This is a genomic window from Microbacterium algihabitans (genome assembly GCF_032464975.1).
Taxonomy (GTDB): Bacteria; Actinomycetota; Actinomycetes; order Actinomycetales; family Microbacteriaceae; genus Microbacterium; species Microbacterium algihabitans.
The window spans coordinates 355,268-370,978 of sequence record NZ_JAWDIU010000002.1; the positions used below are offsets into that span (position 1 = coordinate 355,268).

Consider the following 15,711-nt stretch of genomic DNA (forward strand, 5'->3'; position numbering starts at 1 on the left):
GGGTGCTGTTCGCGCCGAGACTGCAACTCGCTGACAACGTCGTTGCAGCCTGACGCGGGTTTGTCAGCGAGGTGCAGTTTCGCGGACCTTTTGCCGTCGATCGACCCGGCGCAGGCGTGGCGGCCCGCCGTTCACGCCGAGGCTGCAACTCGCTGACAACGTCGTTGCAGCCTGACGCGGGTTTGTCAGCGAGGTGCAGTCTCGCGGGTCGCTCGCCGGTCGACGGGCGGTCGCACGCCCGTGTGCGGGTCGCGCGCGCGGCGGGGTGGACTTCTCCCCAGGGGCGTGATCGACGTCGGTTGCTGTGGACAACGGCATCCGGAGTCTTCCCGCCCGTCAGGATCGGGGCATGCTTCGACTCGACCCCGCCTCTCCCCCGCTCTGGCGTGACGACGGCAGCGTGCAGTTCGGCCCGCGCGCGATCGCGACCCTGCCGATCTCGGATCGGTGGACGGATGCCGCTGTCGCCGCCCTCGTGAACGGCACGACTCGCGAGGAGTTGCGGGCGCTCGCGCGGGTGCACGGGGTGTCGGATGCCGCGACCGATGCGGTGCTCGACGCTGTCACGCCGGCGCTCGTGCCGCACCGCGACGAGCCTCCGCTCGTGCTGCAGATCGCCGACGACCTTCACCCGCGCGTCGGCCGCGCCGTGCTCGCGGGACTGCCGCCGCTCACCCGCATCGTCGCGTGGGCGGGGGCATCCAGCGAGCGAGCGTCACCGGGGTCGTGCGTGATCCTGCTCGCGGCGCATCGCGTGGATCCACGGCGGGCCGCGGCGTACACGCGTGACGGCGTGACCCACCTGCCGCTGGTGCTCGACGGAGCCTCGGCGACGGTCGGGCCAGTCGTCGCGCCCGGGCGCACGGCCTGCCTGTCGTGCCCCGATGCCGAGAGTCAGCGCAGGGATCCGCACTGGCCGGCGGTGTCGTCGCAACTGCTCGGCCGGCCGCGGCCCGCGATCGACCCGGCGCTGGCCGCCGAGGCGGCGCGAGCGGCGCGCTTCTTGCTCAGCGCGCCGATCGAGCAGACGACGAGGTCGCTGCACCTGCGCGTCGATTCGTTCCGGCGGGCCTGGGGGCTGCATCGGCCGAGCGCAGACTGCCGCTGCCGATCTCTCGAAGAAAGCGCGACGGCGAGCGTTCCATCCGGCCCCGACCGCGCGCCCAGCTCAGCGACAGCGTCCGCGCCGCACGAGTGACCCCGACGTACGCGAGACGCCGCTCTTCGTCGACCGCCTCGAAGGTGGTCGCGTACGAGATCGGCAGCAGACCCTCACTGACCCCGACCAGGTACACGTGATCCCACTCCAGACCCTTCGCCGCGTGCAGCGTGGCCAGCGTCACCGTGCGCGTCGTCGGCTCGTGCTGGTCGCGTGCCCGAGCCTGCAGGTCGTCGGTGAACGAGCGCAGGTCGGTTCCGGCCGGAGCCTCTTCGGCCAGGCGCAGCAGGGCGGCCCGCGCCTCCCACGCTTCGCGCAGGGCTCCGCCCGCGGCGGGCGGGTCGTCGGTCAGACCGACGCTGCGCAGCACGTCGCGGACCGTGGCGAGAAAGCCCGTCTCCATCGGCGCGACCGACGCGGCCCGCAGCGCCATGAGCGCCTGCCGCACCTCGGGCATGTCGAAGAACTTGCGCCCACCCAGCACGGATGCCGCGACCCCGACCGCCGACAGCGCGTTCAGCAGGGCGGCCGACTGGGCATGCGAGCGGTACAGCACCGCGACGTCGTGCGGGTCGACTCCCCGCGACAGCGAGTCGGCGATCGATCGCGCGACCGCCGTGGCCTCGGCCTCGTCGTCGTCGAAGCCGCGCACCGTCGGCACCGGCGTGTCGGCGTCGGTCGCGGCCACGAGCTCGAGAGCGCCGGCCCGCCCGCGCATGAGGTCGTTGGCCACCGCCAGCACGGGTGCCGTCGAGCGGTAGTTGCGCTCGAGCCGCACGACGCGGGCGTCTTCGTGCGTGCGCTCGAAGTCGAGCAGGTAGCGCGCATCGGCGCCGGTGAACGAGTACACGGTCTGACTGGCATCGCCGACCACGCACAGGTCGCGACGATCGCCCAGCCACAGCTCGAGCACGCGGTTCTGCAACGGCGAGACGTCCTGGTACTCGTCGACCGTGAAGTGCCGGTACTGCTCGCGCACGGCGGCGGCCACGCGCGGCTCGGCCTCGATCATGCCGGCGCAGGTGAGGAGCACGTCTTCGAAGTCCATCTGCCGACGCTCGTCTTTGAGCTTCTCGTACGCCCGCTGCAGGGCGACGACCTGGTCGACGTTGAGACGCCCCACGCCGTCGGGGCGGTCGGCGGCGTACTGCTCGATCGAGCGCAGCGTGACTTTGCGCCACTCGATCGAGGAGGCGACATCGCGCAGTGTCGCCGTGTCGGGACTCAGTCCGACGCCGTCGGCCGCGTGCGCGAGCATGCGCACCTTGTTGTCGATGATCGACGGCGCCTGATCGCCCGCGAGCGTGGGCCAGAAGAAGTTCACCTGGGCGAGGGCCGCGGCGTGGAACGTGCGCGCCGACACCCCCGACACGCCGAGCGCGCGCAGGCGTCCCCGCATCTCGCCCGCGGCCTTCGCGGTGAAGGTCACCGCCATCACGCGCTGCGGCGAGTACGCGCCCGTGTCGACGCCGTGGGCGATGCGCCGCGTAATCACGCGCGTCTTGCCGGTGCCGGCACCCGCGAGTACGCACACCGGACCCCGCAGCGCCCGCGCCGCCTCGAGCTGATGCTCGTCGAGTCCGTCGAGAGGTCCGGTCACGCGGTCTCTCCGTACCAGTCCTCGATCAACCGGCGGGCGATCGACGCGGCCCCCGGCAGGTGCACCGCGCTCTCACCCCGGAGCGCCGACCCGATCTCCTCCCGGGTGAACCAGCGCACCTCGACGATCTCCTCGCCGTCGGCCAGGGCCTCGACCTCGTCGACCACGACCGCGCGGAACCCGAGCATGAGCGACCGCGGATACGGCCACGCCTGCGACCCGCGGTACACGATCTCGCGCAGACGCACGCCCGACTCCTCGTTCACCTCGCGCGCGACGGCGTCTTCGAGCGACTCCCCCGCCTCGGCGAACCCGGCGAAGCACGAGTACCGGTCGCCGCCCCACGCGGCGTTGGCGCCCAGAAGCACGCGGTCGCCCTCGGCAGAGGTCAGCAGCACGATGACCGCGGGGTCGGTGCGCGGGAAGTGCTCGCGCCCGCACACCGGGCAGTGCCGCGACCAGCCGGCCTGGCGCAGTTCGGTGAGCGCGCCGCACGCGGGGCAGAACGCGGCATCGCGCAGCCACCCCGACAGGGCGACCGCGGCGGTCAGCAGTTCGGCCTCGCCGGCCGGCAGGTCGCCGCCCGCGGCGCGGAGGGGCGCCCAGTCGGCATCCGGAACCAGTTCATCACCCGCGCCGTCGGCCACGACCGCGAGCAGGACCGCGCGGTGGTCGGGCGTGCGGCCGAGGAACGCCCAGTGGGTGATGCCGGGGATGTCGTGGGGGGCTGCTGCGTCGGGTGCGGCAGGGCGCGCCGACGGGGCGGGGGCGGATGCCGCGGGCTCGGCGGGGCGCGCTGATTCGGCCGATGCCGTGGACTCGGCGGGGCGCGCTGATTCGGCCGGGGCGGAGGAACCGGCGAGGGCGGATGCCATGGGCTCGGCGGGGCGCGCTGATTCGGCCGAAGCGGAGGGCTCGGCGGGCTGCGGCGACGGCGCGGATGCCGCGTGCTCGGTGAGATGCTGCGGTCCGGCCGAGGCAGATGCCTCGAGCCCGGCAGTCTTCTGCGACCCGGCCGCCGACGAGGCGAGGTCGGCGAACGAGACGAACGCGAGACGGCCGTCGATCAGTGGAGCAGCATCGCGGCGCACGGCGAGCACGAGCGTGCGGGGATCCGCGGCGAGGTTCCCGAGCAGGCCGGGCTGGTCACGCTCGGCGCCGGCGCGGTCGACGGCGAGGTCAGCGGCATCCGCGGACCTGTCCTGCGGCCCGCTGTCAGCCGCACTCGACGAGGGCGGGTTCTGCGAAGACGAAGACGCGGGAAGCGACATCGAACACTTCTTTCCGGTGCGAGCACGAGCAGAAGCCCGAACGGTTGGGGCGAGCGGAGGGTCGAGGGCTCGACCTCCCCCCATCAAGGGCGTGGCGCGGGCCGGTGAGCACGGGCCCGACCTACCCTGGGGGCATGGCACGCTCGCCCCTCATTTTAGCCGCGTCGGCGACGGCGGCCCTTCCCGGCACCGCCTTCACGAGCGTCAGCGCGCTGACCGAGAACACGGCCGGTCGCTTCGACGCCGCGCTCGCGCGGACGGCCGACGGGCGCGAGCTCATCGTGCGCATGCCCACCGACGACGACACCGCCGGCGAGCTCGCCGCCGAGGCGCGAGCCCTGCACGCCCTGACCGCCGGAGTGCGCGCCCTGCTACCGTTCGCCGTGCCCGAGGTCGTCGGCGAAAGCGGCTCGGGGGCCCAGCGCGTGCTGGTCGTCGACCGGATTTGCGGTTACCGCATCGACCCGGCTCACCTGCCCAAGGGACCGGGCTACGCGCCCGCGATCGGTGGCGCCCTCGCCGCCGTGCACGCGCTGCCCGTCTCGATCGTGCGGACCGACGGACTGCCGGTGCGCTCGCCGGAGCAGGTGCGCGACGACGTCAAGCGCCTGCTCGACCGTGCCGACTCGACCGGACGCGTCAGCGACGACCTCATGATGCGCTGGCGCCGTGCGCTCGACGTCGACGACCTGTGGCGCTTCGAATCCGCCGTCGTGCTCGGCGGCGCCACGAGCACCTCGATCGTGCTCGCCGACGACGCCGACGAGATTCCGCACGTGGTCGGCATTCTCGACTGGGCCGGCCTCAGCGTCGGCGACCCCGCCGTCGACCTGCGCTGGTTGGCATCCGCTCCGCTCGCCGCCGACGACGTGCACGCTGGATACGCCGCCGCGGGCGACCGCTCCCCCGACCCCCTGTTGCGCGAACGCGCCCGCCTCTACGCCGAGCTCGAGTTCGCGCGCTGGCTCGTGCACGGACACGACGCCGGCGAGACCGACGTCATCGACGACGCCGTGGCCTTGCTGGCGGCGCTGGCCGACGGCGTGCGCGGCGACCAGATCGTGCCCGACACCCGCAGCGACATCGACGACGCGATGGCCCTCGTCGAGAGCTCGCCCGCGGTCGCTCCCGCCGACGGCGTCGACACGTCGATGCAGACCGACGCTTACGACCCCGAGGCGCTGTCGCTGTACCTGTCTGCCGAGCGCGACCGCGCGGCCGCCGCAGACGCCCTGGCGAACGCCGAAGAATCGGATGACGACTCCGGCCCCATCCGCATCGACGACCTCCCCGCACGCGAGGACGACCCCGAAGCCACCGCGCCGCTCGAGCTGAATGGCTGGGACGGCCGCTACGACCCCGTCCACGGACCGGCACTCCGCGGTGATACGGCCGCGACGTCGCTCTGGGGCAAGCCCGAAGAGGCTCGACCGGCCGTATCGGACGCCACCTCGTTCGCCGCGCGCGATGACGAGAACGCCGCCTCCGTCGATGCGCACGACGAGTCGTCGACCGATCGTCTCGACGGCCTACCGCTCGATCGCGGCGCCGAGGGGCGGAACGAGCGGGCGGATGCCGCGCACGACGACTCCCACGTGGACGACGAGGCCGATGCTGCCCGCGCGAGCCGCGCCGCGCTGCGCCGCTGGGGCGTGTCGGGCGACAACGCCTGACAGCGGCGTGCTCGTCCGCACGACGAACGCACCGCTTCATCCGCTCCGCGGGGCCGAGGGGTGGTCGCGGCGACGTCACCCGGTGAGCGCTGAACCGTCGGGCGTCTCGTGCGCGCGCGTCTGAGCGTCGTGCCTCGTCGCCCTTCGCGCGACACCGTTCCAGGCTGATAATTCACCCGGTCACCGGGCACCACGGCCCGAAGCGACGTCGTGATAGTGCACCGACCATCGCCGGAGCACCTCAGCCGCGCAGCACCAACTCGTCGCCGACGTAGAACAGCGCGACGTCGATCAGGTCGATGTCGATCCCGTGCTTCGCGTGGTACGCGTCGCGGTACAGCTCGAGCTGCAGCATGCGCGACCGACGCTCGGCCTCGGACGACGGCGGTCGACCGGTCTTCCAGTCGACGATCTCGTAGCGATCGCCGCGTCGGTAGACGGCGTCGAGCTTGCAGATGACGACATGCTCGCGTCCGTCGAGACGCGTGGTGACGAAGTCGATCTCTGTCTCGACCTCGAGCGGCCGGAGGCCGGCCCATTCCGACCGTTCGAAGCACTCGCGCAGTCGCTGGAGTTCCACGGCATCCGCCGCCGATGCCCCCACGACGTCGTCGTCATCCCACAGGCCGTCGTCGTCGAGCCCGACGCCCGCGCCCACCAGGCCCGAGCGCTGCTCGACCCACGCGTGGAAGAGGGTGCCGAGGCGCGTCTGCCGGTAGGGGCGCTCGGGCATGGGGCGCCGCAGGTCTTCGACCGTGCCGCCGTAGTCGGCGACGAAGTCTTTGAACCGCGACGCCGGGATGCGCGTCGGGGCGGGCGCGTGCGTCGGACGCAGCCGATCGGCCCGCTCGGCGAGCAGCAGTTCGAGGTCATCGTCGGGTGCCGCCGCCGGTTCGGCCCGCGCGGCGGCGACGGCGGATGCCGCGGCCGACACCGCGGTGCGTCGCGCCCCCAGCGGATCGAGCGGCCAGTGCAGCAGCCGACGTTCGCCGTCGTAGGGGTCGTCTCCGGGCTCGGACACCTCGAGATCGATCGCGAGCGCCTCGGCCGCTTCGTCGAGGAACACGCTGGGGCGTCGAGGCTTCTTGGTCCCCGACCAGCTGGACCCCGACAGCATCAGCAGATCGCGCGCGCGGGTGAAGGCGACGTAGGCGAGACGGCGGTCTTCGTCGAGCTGGCGGGCGCGGTTGTCGGCGACGAAGGCGTCGATCGCCGCCTTCAGGTCTTGCTGCGTCTCGGCTCCGCGCCAGCCGAAGACCGGCAGCCACGCGGAATCGCCGCGGAACTCCGAGGGCAGGATGCCGAAGCCCAACCACCCCTTGGTGTCACGCGGGAGCGACGGCAACTCGTCGGTGACGAGGCGGACCACGGCCACCGCGTCCCACTCGAGGCCCTTGGACCCGTGGATCGTCAGCAGCTGAACGACGTCGTCTTCGGGCGGCTCGGTGCGCGGGGCGAACTCGTCGGCCTGTTCGGCGTGGTCGAGCCAGGCGAGCAGGCTTGCGACCGACCCCGACTCATCGGCGGCGAGGAACCCGCGGATCTCGTCGACGAACGCGCGCAACTGGGCCGACGCGATGCGCGCGGGGCCGCGCGACTCGTTCGCCGCGAGCTCGATGTCGAGACGCAGCTCAGCCTCGATCAGGCGGATCAACTCGGGGATCGGCGCCCCCACGCTGCGCCGCAGCGACGCGAACACCGCACCGGCCTCGCGCAACCGCGCGCGCCCCTCGGGGGTGAAGTCGGTGAGCCAGCCGTGGCCGTCGGTCTGCCGGGCGATGAAGTCGAGGGCGTCGACGAGCGAGGCACGGTCGGCCCCGGGTGTCGAGCGGAGGCGGTCGACGACCTCGGCCCCCAACGGCTGCAGCGCCACGTCGTGGGTGGCGAGCCGACGGGCGAGCAGCGCGAGGGCACGCAGGTCGGCGAGTCCGACGGCCCAGCGTGGCCCGGACAGCAGGCGGATCAGGGCTGACCCGGCCTCGGGATCGCTGATCACCCGCAGGGTCGACACCACGTCGACAACCTCGGGGGTGGTGAGCAGACCGCCGAGTCCGAGGATGCGGTGCGGGATGCCGCGGCGTCCGAGCGCATCGCCGAAGCGGACCATGTGCTTCTTGCTGCGGAACAGCACGGCTCCGGTGGTCGCCTTGCCCTGGGCGGCGCGCGCGGCGCGGACTCCGGCGAACCACGACGCCACGCGATCGGCCTCGGCATCGAGGTCGTTCTCGAACACGATCTCGACCACGCCCTGGGGCGCACCGGGACGAGAGCGCAGCTCTTCGACCGCGACGGCCGCCCGATCGGCGAGCGGGGCGAGCACCGCGTTGGCGGCGTCGAGCACGCGTTCGCTGTTGCGCCAGCTGGTCAGCAGGGCGAACTGGCGGCATCCGCCCTCGGGAGCGAACGCGGCGGGGAAGCCGCCGAGGTTGCCGGCGCTCGCCCCGCGCCAGGCGTAGATAGCCTGGTGGGGGTCGCCCACCGCCATGACGCCCGTGCCGCCGAACAGCGTGGAGAGCAGGTCGGTCTGCACGACCGAGGTGTCTTGGTATTCGTCGAGCAGCACCACGCGGTACCGCGCGCGCAGCTCGGCGACGACGGCCGGGTGCTCGGTCGCAATCTGCAGGGCTCCCGCGACCTGGTCGGCGAAGTCCATGACGCCCAAGCGCGCCTTCTCGCGGTTGTAGTCGGCCGCGAGGGCCGAGAGCAGCGACAGCGCCGAGACCTTCGCCGCGGCGTCGCCGACCTCTTTGTAGACGCTCACCCGCGCGGTGGTCGAGGGGCGTTCGGTGATGCGCGCGAACTCCTCGGGGAAGGCGGCGAGTCGATCGAGGTCGACGAGGTTGTCGACACCGTCGCGTGCGATCCGCAGCGCGGCGTCGATGAGCGTCCGCGGGGACTCCTGGCGTTCTTCGAGACGCGGGTCGTCGGAGGCGAACACCACGCGCCGCATCAACAGCCACGCTGCCGACTCGGACAACACCGCCGATTCGGCGTCGCGCCCGATGCGCAGGCCGTGCTCGCGCACGATGGCGTCGGCGAAGCTGTTGTAAGTCGACACCGTCGGGCGGTGCAACAACTGGTCGCCGTCGTCGGGCGTGCTCTCTCCTGCGCCGACCTCGGCGGTCAGCATGTCGAGGGCTTCGCGACGCGCGGCGTCGGCGCTTGCGCCGTCGAGCTGCGCGAGCTCGGCGAACACCGCGAGGCGTCCCGCCTCGTGCAGGGCGGGAAGTGCGGGCAGGAGCCCCCGGGCTTCGAACTCCGACAGACGCTGCAGACGCCGATGGATGCGCTCGGCGAGTTCACCGGCGGCCTTGCGCGTGAAGGTCAGGCCCAGCACCTCGTCACGGCGGACGAGCCCATTGGCGACCAGCCACACCACGCGGCCGGCCATGGTCTCGGTCTTGCCGCTGCCGGCACCGGCGACGACGAGGGCAGGCTCCAGCGGCGCCTCGATGACGGCCGTCTGCTCGAGAGTCGGGGGGAACTGGCCGAGGGCGGCCGCGATCGTCGCGGCGGACAACGTGGTCACGACGCGCTCACCGCCGAGACCGTGTGGATGCGGCAGAGCCCGTACGAGAACTCGTCGCGGCAGTGCACCTCATACGGTGCCGCGAAGCTCGTGCCGCGCATGACGTCGACCGCGCGCTGCACGCGCCCGACGAACTCCTCGCGCTGGGTGTCGTCGAACGGCGGCTGCGTCGGCTCGGCGTAGTCCTTCTTCGCCGCGCTCGGGCGCAGCACGAGGAGCTTGGCCCCGCCGGAGGGAAGCCCCTCGACCTGCTCGATCGCCCCCGACGAGAACGCCAACTGGTAGGCCGCGAGCTGCGGGTTGTCGGCGACCTTGAGGTCGGTCTGCGGCTCGTTCTTGCCCGTCTTGAGGTCGACGATCACGACCTCTCCGGCCGGGGTCACCTCGACGCGGTCGATGTCACCGCTGAGCACGGCGCCGTGCACGGTGGCGCCGTCGGGCACGGCCGCGCCGTCGTCGACGCCGTCGGGGTGCTGCCCGCCGGCATCCGGGATCGGGATCGGCACCTCGAAGTGCCGCTCGGCGCCCATGAGTCGACCGCCGGCGTCGTCGAAGCGCCGCAGGTAGGTCGCGAGGCGTCGCACGAGGTCGCGGGCGCGCGTGCGCTCGGCCTTCTCGCGCCACGCGGCGTCGAACACCAGCTCGCCCCAGCGCTCGTCGACGACGGCCCACAGGTCTTCTTCGGACGACGAGGCCGCGGTCTCGAGCGCCGCGTGGATGATCGTGCCGATGCCGGCGGTCGTGCCACCGCGGTCGCCGCCGAGGTCGGCGATCACCCAGTCGAGCTGGCACTCTTCGAGCGCGTGGAGGCGCGAAGGCGAAACGCGGACGTCTTCGCGCGTGAGGTCGCGCAGCGGGGCCGACGAGCTCGGTGCCACGACGCCGTACCACTGCTCGGGGGCGGCACCGGCGACTCCGGCGGCGGCCAGCAGCGCCAGCTGACCGGCGGCGTGCGTGCGCTCGGGCGCGGGAACGCGCGCGGTAGTCAGCGAGCGGCGGTGGCGCGCGACGAGTCCGCGCAGCGACAGCGGGTGCTCGGGGATGGATGCCGCGGGCTCGGGCGTCGGCAACATCTCGAACAACACGCTGGGGCCGGTGTCGTCGTCGTCGACCGCGGTGACGATGAGCCGAGCGTCGGCGCGACTGATCGCGCGGACGAACAGCCGCAGCTCGTCGTGCATCGCGGCGCGGCGCCGATCGAGCATGCCGGCGGCCGGCAGATCGGGGTGCTGCACGGCGTCGGCCAGACGCCAGGTCTCGAGCAGCCCGCCGCGCAGGCGCGTGTTGGGCCACACACCCTCTTGGACACCGGCGACCACGACGGTGTCGAAGTCGGTTCCCGCGGCAGCGGCCGGCGTCAGCACGCGCACGGTGTCGACGACCGCGGGCTGTTCGATGCGGTCTTCGGCCACGTCGCTGTCGAGCACTCCGCGAAGGAACACCGACGCCTCGCCGTCGGGCTCGCGCTCGGTGAAGCGCTTGGCCGCCTGGAACAGCGCCACGATCGCATCGAGGTCGCGGTCGGCCTGCTCGGCCACGGGCCCGTGACCGCGGGCTGCCTCGCGCCAGGTGCGGGCGAGCGCGCTGCGCTCCCAGGCCGTCCAGAGCAGTTCGTGCGCCGTCGCGCGCTGCAGGGCCTGGGCCCGGAGCGCGGTCAGCGTCTCGCCCAGCCGCATCGCACGCCGCGCCTCGCGCGAGTCGATGGTCTCGAGCTCGAGCGGGAATCGCACTCCCGAGACCAGCAGTTCGGTGGCGGAGCGGACTCCCCCGGCCCCGACCTCGTCGTGACGCAGCGCCGTGCGCAGGCGCCGGAGCTCGATGGGGTCGAGCCCGCCGAACGTGCCGAGGAGCGCGTCGACCACCTGCTCGGGAGCCCACTCGTCGGGGTCGCGCATGCCGAGCTCGACCATAGCGACCAAATCGCGCACGGGACGCTGCACGCCGAGTGCGAGACCCGGACCGCTGGCCCGAGCCGGCACCTCGCGCGCCGACAGCTCGGCCTCGAGCGTGGCGACCTGTCGCGAATCGTGGGCGATCACGGCGCACCGCCCCCACGGCACGCCGTCGAGCACGTGACGCTCGCGCAGCAGGCGGGCGATGGCGTCGGCCTCTTCGGCGGGCGAACGCAACAGGTAGGTGCGCACCGATCCTTCGACCGGTGCGCCGAGCGGCGCCCGGCGATGCGCGACGACCCCGGCCGCACCGATGCGCGACGCGACCTGCCGAACGAGGTCGACCTGCTCTGCCGTGCCGCGATGCGGAGTGCCGAGCGCCGCCGTCGTGCCGAGTTCGCGCGCCAGCCGGGCGAAGTTCTCGGGGGTCGCGCCCCGGAACGCTCCCGACCCCACGTCAGGGTCGCCGAAGGCCACGACTCCGATGCCGAGGGCCCGACAGGCCCGCAGCAGGTCGATTCCGCCGGAGGTGAGTTCTTGCGCGTCGTCGACCAGCACGCACTTCAGCGAGGCGAATCGGCCGAGCAGGTCGCGATCGACGAGCGCTTCGTCGAGCACCGCGACGGCCTCGCGCGCCAGGTCGGCCGCGTCGCGATGCGCACCGCGCATGGCCGCGCGCACAGCGCGGTATTCGTCGGCGAACGACGCGAGCGAGGCCCAGACGGGGAGCTCGTGCTGCCTGGCGAGCTCGGCGAGGTCGGCCGAGGTGACCCCGAGATCGGTGCACTCCGCGAGGAACGCGCGCAGGTCGCCGCGGAAGCCGCGGGTCGCGCGGATCGCCGACCCGAGCCAGGCGGGCCAGCGCGAGTGCCCCTCGGCCTCGTCGAGGGCGTCGCCGTCGAGCAGGTCGCGGATGATCTGGTCTTCGTCGCCGCCGGTGAGCAACTGCGGCGGCTCGCCCCCGCGGCGCACCTCGGCTCCGCGCACGAGCTGGAAGGCGAACGACGCCAGCGACCGCGCGAGCGCACCGGCGGTGGCCTGGCCGACCGCGAGCGCGAGCCGGTCGCGCAGGGCCGTCGCCGCCGGTCGCGTGGGCGTGAGCACGAGCAGGTGGTCGGGGTCGATTCCGGATGCCACGAGCCCGCGCGCCCGCGCCAGCAGAGCCGTCGTCTTGCCCGACCCCGGCGCCCCCACCACGACGCCGCTCGTCTCGGGGGCCCACCCCGCGACTGCCCGCTGATCGTCGTCGAGCGCGTGCCCGTCGACGGCGGAGGCGTCGAGCTCAGCGGCATCCGGGATCTGCATGTCTCCACGCTAAACGCGACCTCCGACATCGGGTCGCGCGACGCCCGGAGGCCGCCGGGAACGGCCCCGAGCATCCGCGCGTTCGCCGTCCGCGAAGCGGGGCCCGCTCCGGGACGCGGTGTCGGAACCCTGCCCTAGAGTCGAATCACGCGCCGGGCCGACCGCGGCCCGCGGGGAAAGGACGCATCGTGGAGATCCGCATCGGCATCACCAACACCGGCCGCGAGCTCAACTTCGAGACGAACGAGAGCTCCGACGCCGTCAAGTCGGCCGTGGCCGCCGCTCTCGACAACTCGGCCAGCCACGTCTCCTTCACTGACGTGAAGGGCAACTCCTACCTCGTCCCCACCGCCAACCTGGCCTTCGTCGAGCTCGGCACCGAAGAGTCGCGCCGCGTCGGCTTCGTCGCCTGATCCTACGACCGTGCAGATCCTGCTCGGTGTGATCCTCGGAGCGGTCGTCGGCCTCGCGGCGCACGTCGCGTTGCCGCACCGCTCCTTGCGTGGAGTTGCGCTCGCGCCCCTCGCCGGGGCCGCCGCCGCGGCCGTCGTCTGGACGGCGCTCACCTGGGCGGGTCTGGGCGTCGACTCCCCGATCCTGTGGATCGTCGCCGTGCTCGCGCCGGCGCTCACGAGCATCGTGCTCGTCACCCTCGTCAGCCGCGCTCGCCTCGCCCGCGACGAAGCCGACCGCGTGCGCCTGGGCGCCTGACCTGACGCAAGCCCCCGCCGCGGGGCCTGAGCGACCGGCTACGAGACCGGCGCCGAACCTGCTGCGAGGTTGGCCCCCTGCCGTCACGGGAAGTGTTCCCGAGCCGCTATACGGGTTCACACCCCCGGCCCGACAGAGCCACCCAGCTCTCAGGCCGCGAGCCCCATGGCATCCATGCGCCGTGCGTGCGCACCCATCAGTTCGCTGAAGACGGGCTCGACCTTGGCTTCTTCGGCGCTGTCGAGGTGGCCGTGGCGCAGCGCGGCGCGGGCGACGAGCAGCGTGTCTCCGACGAGTCGACGGCCCCACAGCGCGAGCAGCCAACGCCACTCCTCGTCGCTCTCGATCGTCTGGCCGAGGATGTCGACGATCGCCTGACGGTCGTCGTCGGCCTGCAGGATGCGCGCGACGCGGCGGCCGGTGTCCCCATAGCTCGACGACAGTGCGAGGTAGAAGTCGTCGAGCATGCCCGCCGTGATGTGCACGGTGAGCATGGTCTCCTGCGGGCGGATGCCGTGCGTGTTGCGGCGGAACGCGTCGAGCGACTCGCGGAACGGCAGCATCAGCTGCGTCGGGTCGGCCCCGCGCTCGCGGATCACCGCGACGAGCTCCTGATGCTTGATCAGCGCCGCCCCGGCCGCGCGCGACAGCGACTCCTTCTCGGCGAGCTCGGGCGTCAGAGCGATCAGCTCGCTCAGCGTCTCGAAGAAACCGAGCTGCAGATAGGCCGCCTGTCCGAGGAAGGTCTCGACCTCGGGAGCGAGCTCCGCGAAGTCGACCCGCATGGCCTCGCCGAGGTCTCCGCGCGAGCGCAACTGCAGCGTGCGGCCCACCGGGCGCTGACGACGACGGAACCACTCGAACACAGACCACAGCCTAGGCGTCGGGGGCCCGCGAGACACGCCGGGTAGAGTGGAGGAGTCCCGGCGATGGATCGGGACCCCGCGCCTGTGGACGAGTGACGGCGTGGATACGACTCCCCCAGGCGGTCTCTCGCCGCCGGAACAGGCACGCACTATGACGACTTTCGCCGATCTCGGCGTCGACCAGGACATCGTCGACGCCCTCGCGACCAAGGGCATCATCGATGCCTTCCCCATCCAGGAGCAGACGATCCCCCTCGGCCTTCCCGGCCAGGACATCATCGGTCAGGCCAAGACGGGTACCGGAAAGACCTTCGGCTTCGGCATCCCCGTCGTGCAGCGCCTCGGACCGAACCCCGAGCCCGGCGTGAAGGCCCTCATCGTCGTCCCCACCCGCGAGCTCGCGGTGCAGGTGTACGAAGACATGGACATGCTGACCTCGAACCGCCCCACCAGCGTCGTCGCCATCTACGGCGGCAAGGCGTACGAGGGCCAGATCGACCAGCTCAAGGCCGGCGCGCAGATCGTCGTCGGAACCCCCGGTCGCCTCATCGACCTCGCCAACCAGCGCCTGCTCGACCTGTCGCACGCGACCGAGGTCGTGCTCGACGAGGCCGACAAGATGCTCGACCTCGGCTTCCTCGCCGACATCGAGAAGATCTTCTCGAAGGTTCCGCCGGTGCGTCACACGCAGCTGTTCTCGGCGACGATGCCCGGACCGATCGTCGCGCTCGCCCGCCGCTTCATGTCGAACCCCATCCACATGCGCGCCAACGACCCCGACGAGGGCCTCACCCAGGCGAACATCAAGCACCTCGTCTACCGCGCGCACTCGCTCGACAAGGACGAGGTCATCGCCCGCATCCTCCAGTCGGAGGGTCGCGAGAAGGCCGTCATCTTCACGCGCACCAAGCGCGCCGCCCAGAAGCTCGTGGATGAGCTCGGCGACCGCGGCTTCAACGCCGCCGCCGTGCACGGCGACATGAGCCAGGAAGCGCGCGAGCGCTCGATGGCCGCGTTCAAGGCCGGCAAGAAGGACGTGCTGATCGCGACCGACGTCGCCGCCCGCGGTATCGACGTGAACGACGTCACCCACGTGATCAACCACACGATCCCCGACGACGAGAAGACGTACCTGCACCGCGCGGGTCGCACCGGCCGTGCCGGCAAGACCGGGATCGCGGTCACGTTCGTCGACTGGGACGACCTGCACAAGTGGGCGCTCATCAACCGCGCCCTCGAGTTCGGCCAGCCCGAGCCCACCGAGACCTACTCGTCGAGCCCGCACCTGTACACCGACCTCGACATCCCCGAGGGCACGAAGGGTCGCCTCGTGACCGCGCCGAAGGCCGTCGCGCCCAAGCAGGCCGAGAAGAAGAACGAGACTCCGGATGCCGAGGGCTCCCGCGGTCCGCGTCGTCGCCGCCGTGGCGACTCGGCGACGGGTGGCGCGACCTCGACCGACGCCGGTGCAGCCGACCGCTCCGAGGGCGGCGGCGGCACGCACGACGGTGCGGGCAAGGAGCACCACGACGGCAACGCGGCTCCGCGTCGTCGCCGTCGCCGCCGCAGCGGCGGTTCGTCGGGCGCTCCGACGGCCCCCGTCTCCTGAGCGACGCACGCTGACACGGCGCCGATCCCCCTCGCGGGGGTCGGCGCCGTTTCGCGTGGCGCCGGGGTCCCGGCATCCGGGATCTCGATCACGCCT

At 72.6% G+C, this 15,711-nt stretch carries 9 protein-coding genes; 4 read left to right on the plus strand and 5 right to left on the minus strand.

What is annotated here, in order from left to right; translation table 11 throughout:
- Positions 1-1,007 precede the first annotated feature (1,007 nt).
- On the minus strand, positions 1,008-2,759 hold the full coding sequence (locus RWH43_RS08975) for an ATP-dependent helicase (protein ID WP_316001279.1): 1,752 nt from the start codon (positions 2,757-2,759) through the stop codon (positions 1,008-1,010).
- Positions 2,756-4,030, minus strand: a complete 1,275-nt coding sequence (gene nudC, locus RWH43_RS08980) for an NAD(+) diphosphatase (protein WP_316001280.1) — start codon at positions 4,028-4,030, stop codon at positions 2,756-2,758. Before nudC ends, RWH43_RS08975 begins: the two co-directional genes overlap by 4 nt.
- Before the next feature lie 134 nt (positions 4,031-4,164).
- Here nudC and RWH43_RS08985 point away from each other — a divergent pair, with 134 nt between their 5' ends.
- Positions 4,165-5,703, plus strand: a complete 1,539-nt coding sequence (locus RWH43_RS08985) for a phosphotransferase (RefSeq protein WP_316001281.1) — start codon at positions 4,165-4,167, stop codon at positions 5,701-5,703.
- Positions 5,704-5,944: 241 nt separating this feature from the next.
- Here RWH43_RS08985 and RWH43_RS08990 read toward each other — a convergent pair whose 3' ends face one another.
- Both RWH43_RS08990 and RWH43_RS08995 read right to left on the minus strand, forming a co-directional pair.
- A complete protein-coding gene (locus tag RWH43_RS08990; protein WP_316001282.1) occupies positions 5,945-9,232 on the minus strand; it encodes an ATP-dependent helicase in 3,288 nt (1,095 codons plus the stop codon).
- Positions 9,229-12,429, minus strand: coding sequence for an ATP-dependent helicase (locus RWH43_RS08995; RefSeq protein WP_316001283.1), 3,201 nt, complete (start codon positions 12,427-12,429; stop codon positions 9,229-9,231). Before RWH43_RS08995 ends, RWH43_RS08990 begins: the two co-directional genes overlap by 4 nt.
- A gap of 188 nt (positions 12,430-12,617) precedes the next feature.
- On the opposite strand from RWH43_RS08995, the gene RWH43_RS09000 reads away from it, so the two are divergent.
- Both RWH43_RS09000 and RWH43_RS09005 read left to right on the plus strand, forming a co-directional pair.
- Positions 12,618-12,842 carry a DUF3107 domain-containing protein gene (locus RWH43_RS09000; protein ID WP_144835131.1) on the plus strand — a complete coding sequence of 75 codons (225 nt, stop codon included), beginning with the start codon at positions 12,618-12,620 and terminating at the stop codon, positions 12,840-12,842.
- Positions 12,843-12,852: 10 nt separating this feature from the next.
- The gene (locus tag RWH43_RS09005; protein ID WP_316001284.1) at positions 12,853-13,140 is read left to right on the plus strand and encodes a hypothetical protein; all 288 of its coding nucleotides are present in this window, start codon (positions 12,853-12,855) and stop codon (positions 13,138-13,140) included.
- 149 nt (positions 13,141-13,289) lie between these two features.
- On the opposite strand, the gene RWH43_RS09010 is transcribed toward RWH43_RS09005, so the two are convergent.
- Positions 13,290-14,006 (minus strand): ferritin-like fold-containing protein, encoded by a 717-nt coding sequence (locus RWH43_RS09010; RefSeq protein ID WP_144835134.1) that lies wholly within the window; start codon positions 14,004-14,006, stop codon positions 13,290-13,292.
- A gap of 151 nt (positions 14,007-14,157) precedes the next feature.
- Here RWH43_RS09010 and RWH43_RS09015 point away from each other — a divergent pair, with 151 nt between their 5' ends.
- Positions 14,158-15,615, plus strand: a complete 1,458-nt coding sequence (locus RWH43_RS09015) for a DEAD/DEAH box helicase (protein WP_316001285.1) — start codon at positions 14,158-14,160, stop codon at positions 15,613-15,615.
- Positions 15,616-15,711: the final 96 nt, after the last annotated feature.

What these genes read in the sequence shown, in the direction of transcription:
- nudC (WP_316001280.1), bottom strand. Translation starts at nt 4,030, where the DNA reads ATGTCGCTTCCCGCGTCTTCGTCTTCGCAGAACCCGCCCTCGTCGAGT.
- RWH43_RS08985 (WP_316001281.1), top strand. Translation starts at nt 4,165, where the DNA reads ATGGCACGCTCGCCCCTCATTTTAGCCGCGTCGGCGACGGCGGCCCTT.
- RWH43_RS09015 (WP_316001285.1), top strand. Translation starts at nt 14,158, where the DNA reads ATGACGACTTTCGCCGATCTCGGCGTCGACCAGGACATCGTCGACGCC.
- RWH43_RS08995 (WP_316001283.1), bottom strand. Translation starts at nt 12,429, where the DNA reads ATGCAGATCCCGGATGCCGCTGAGCTCGACGCCTCCGCCGTCGACGGG.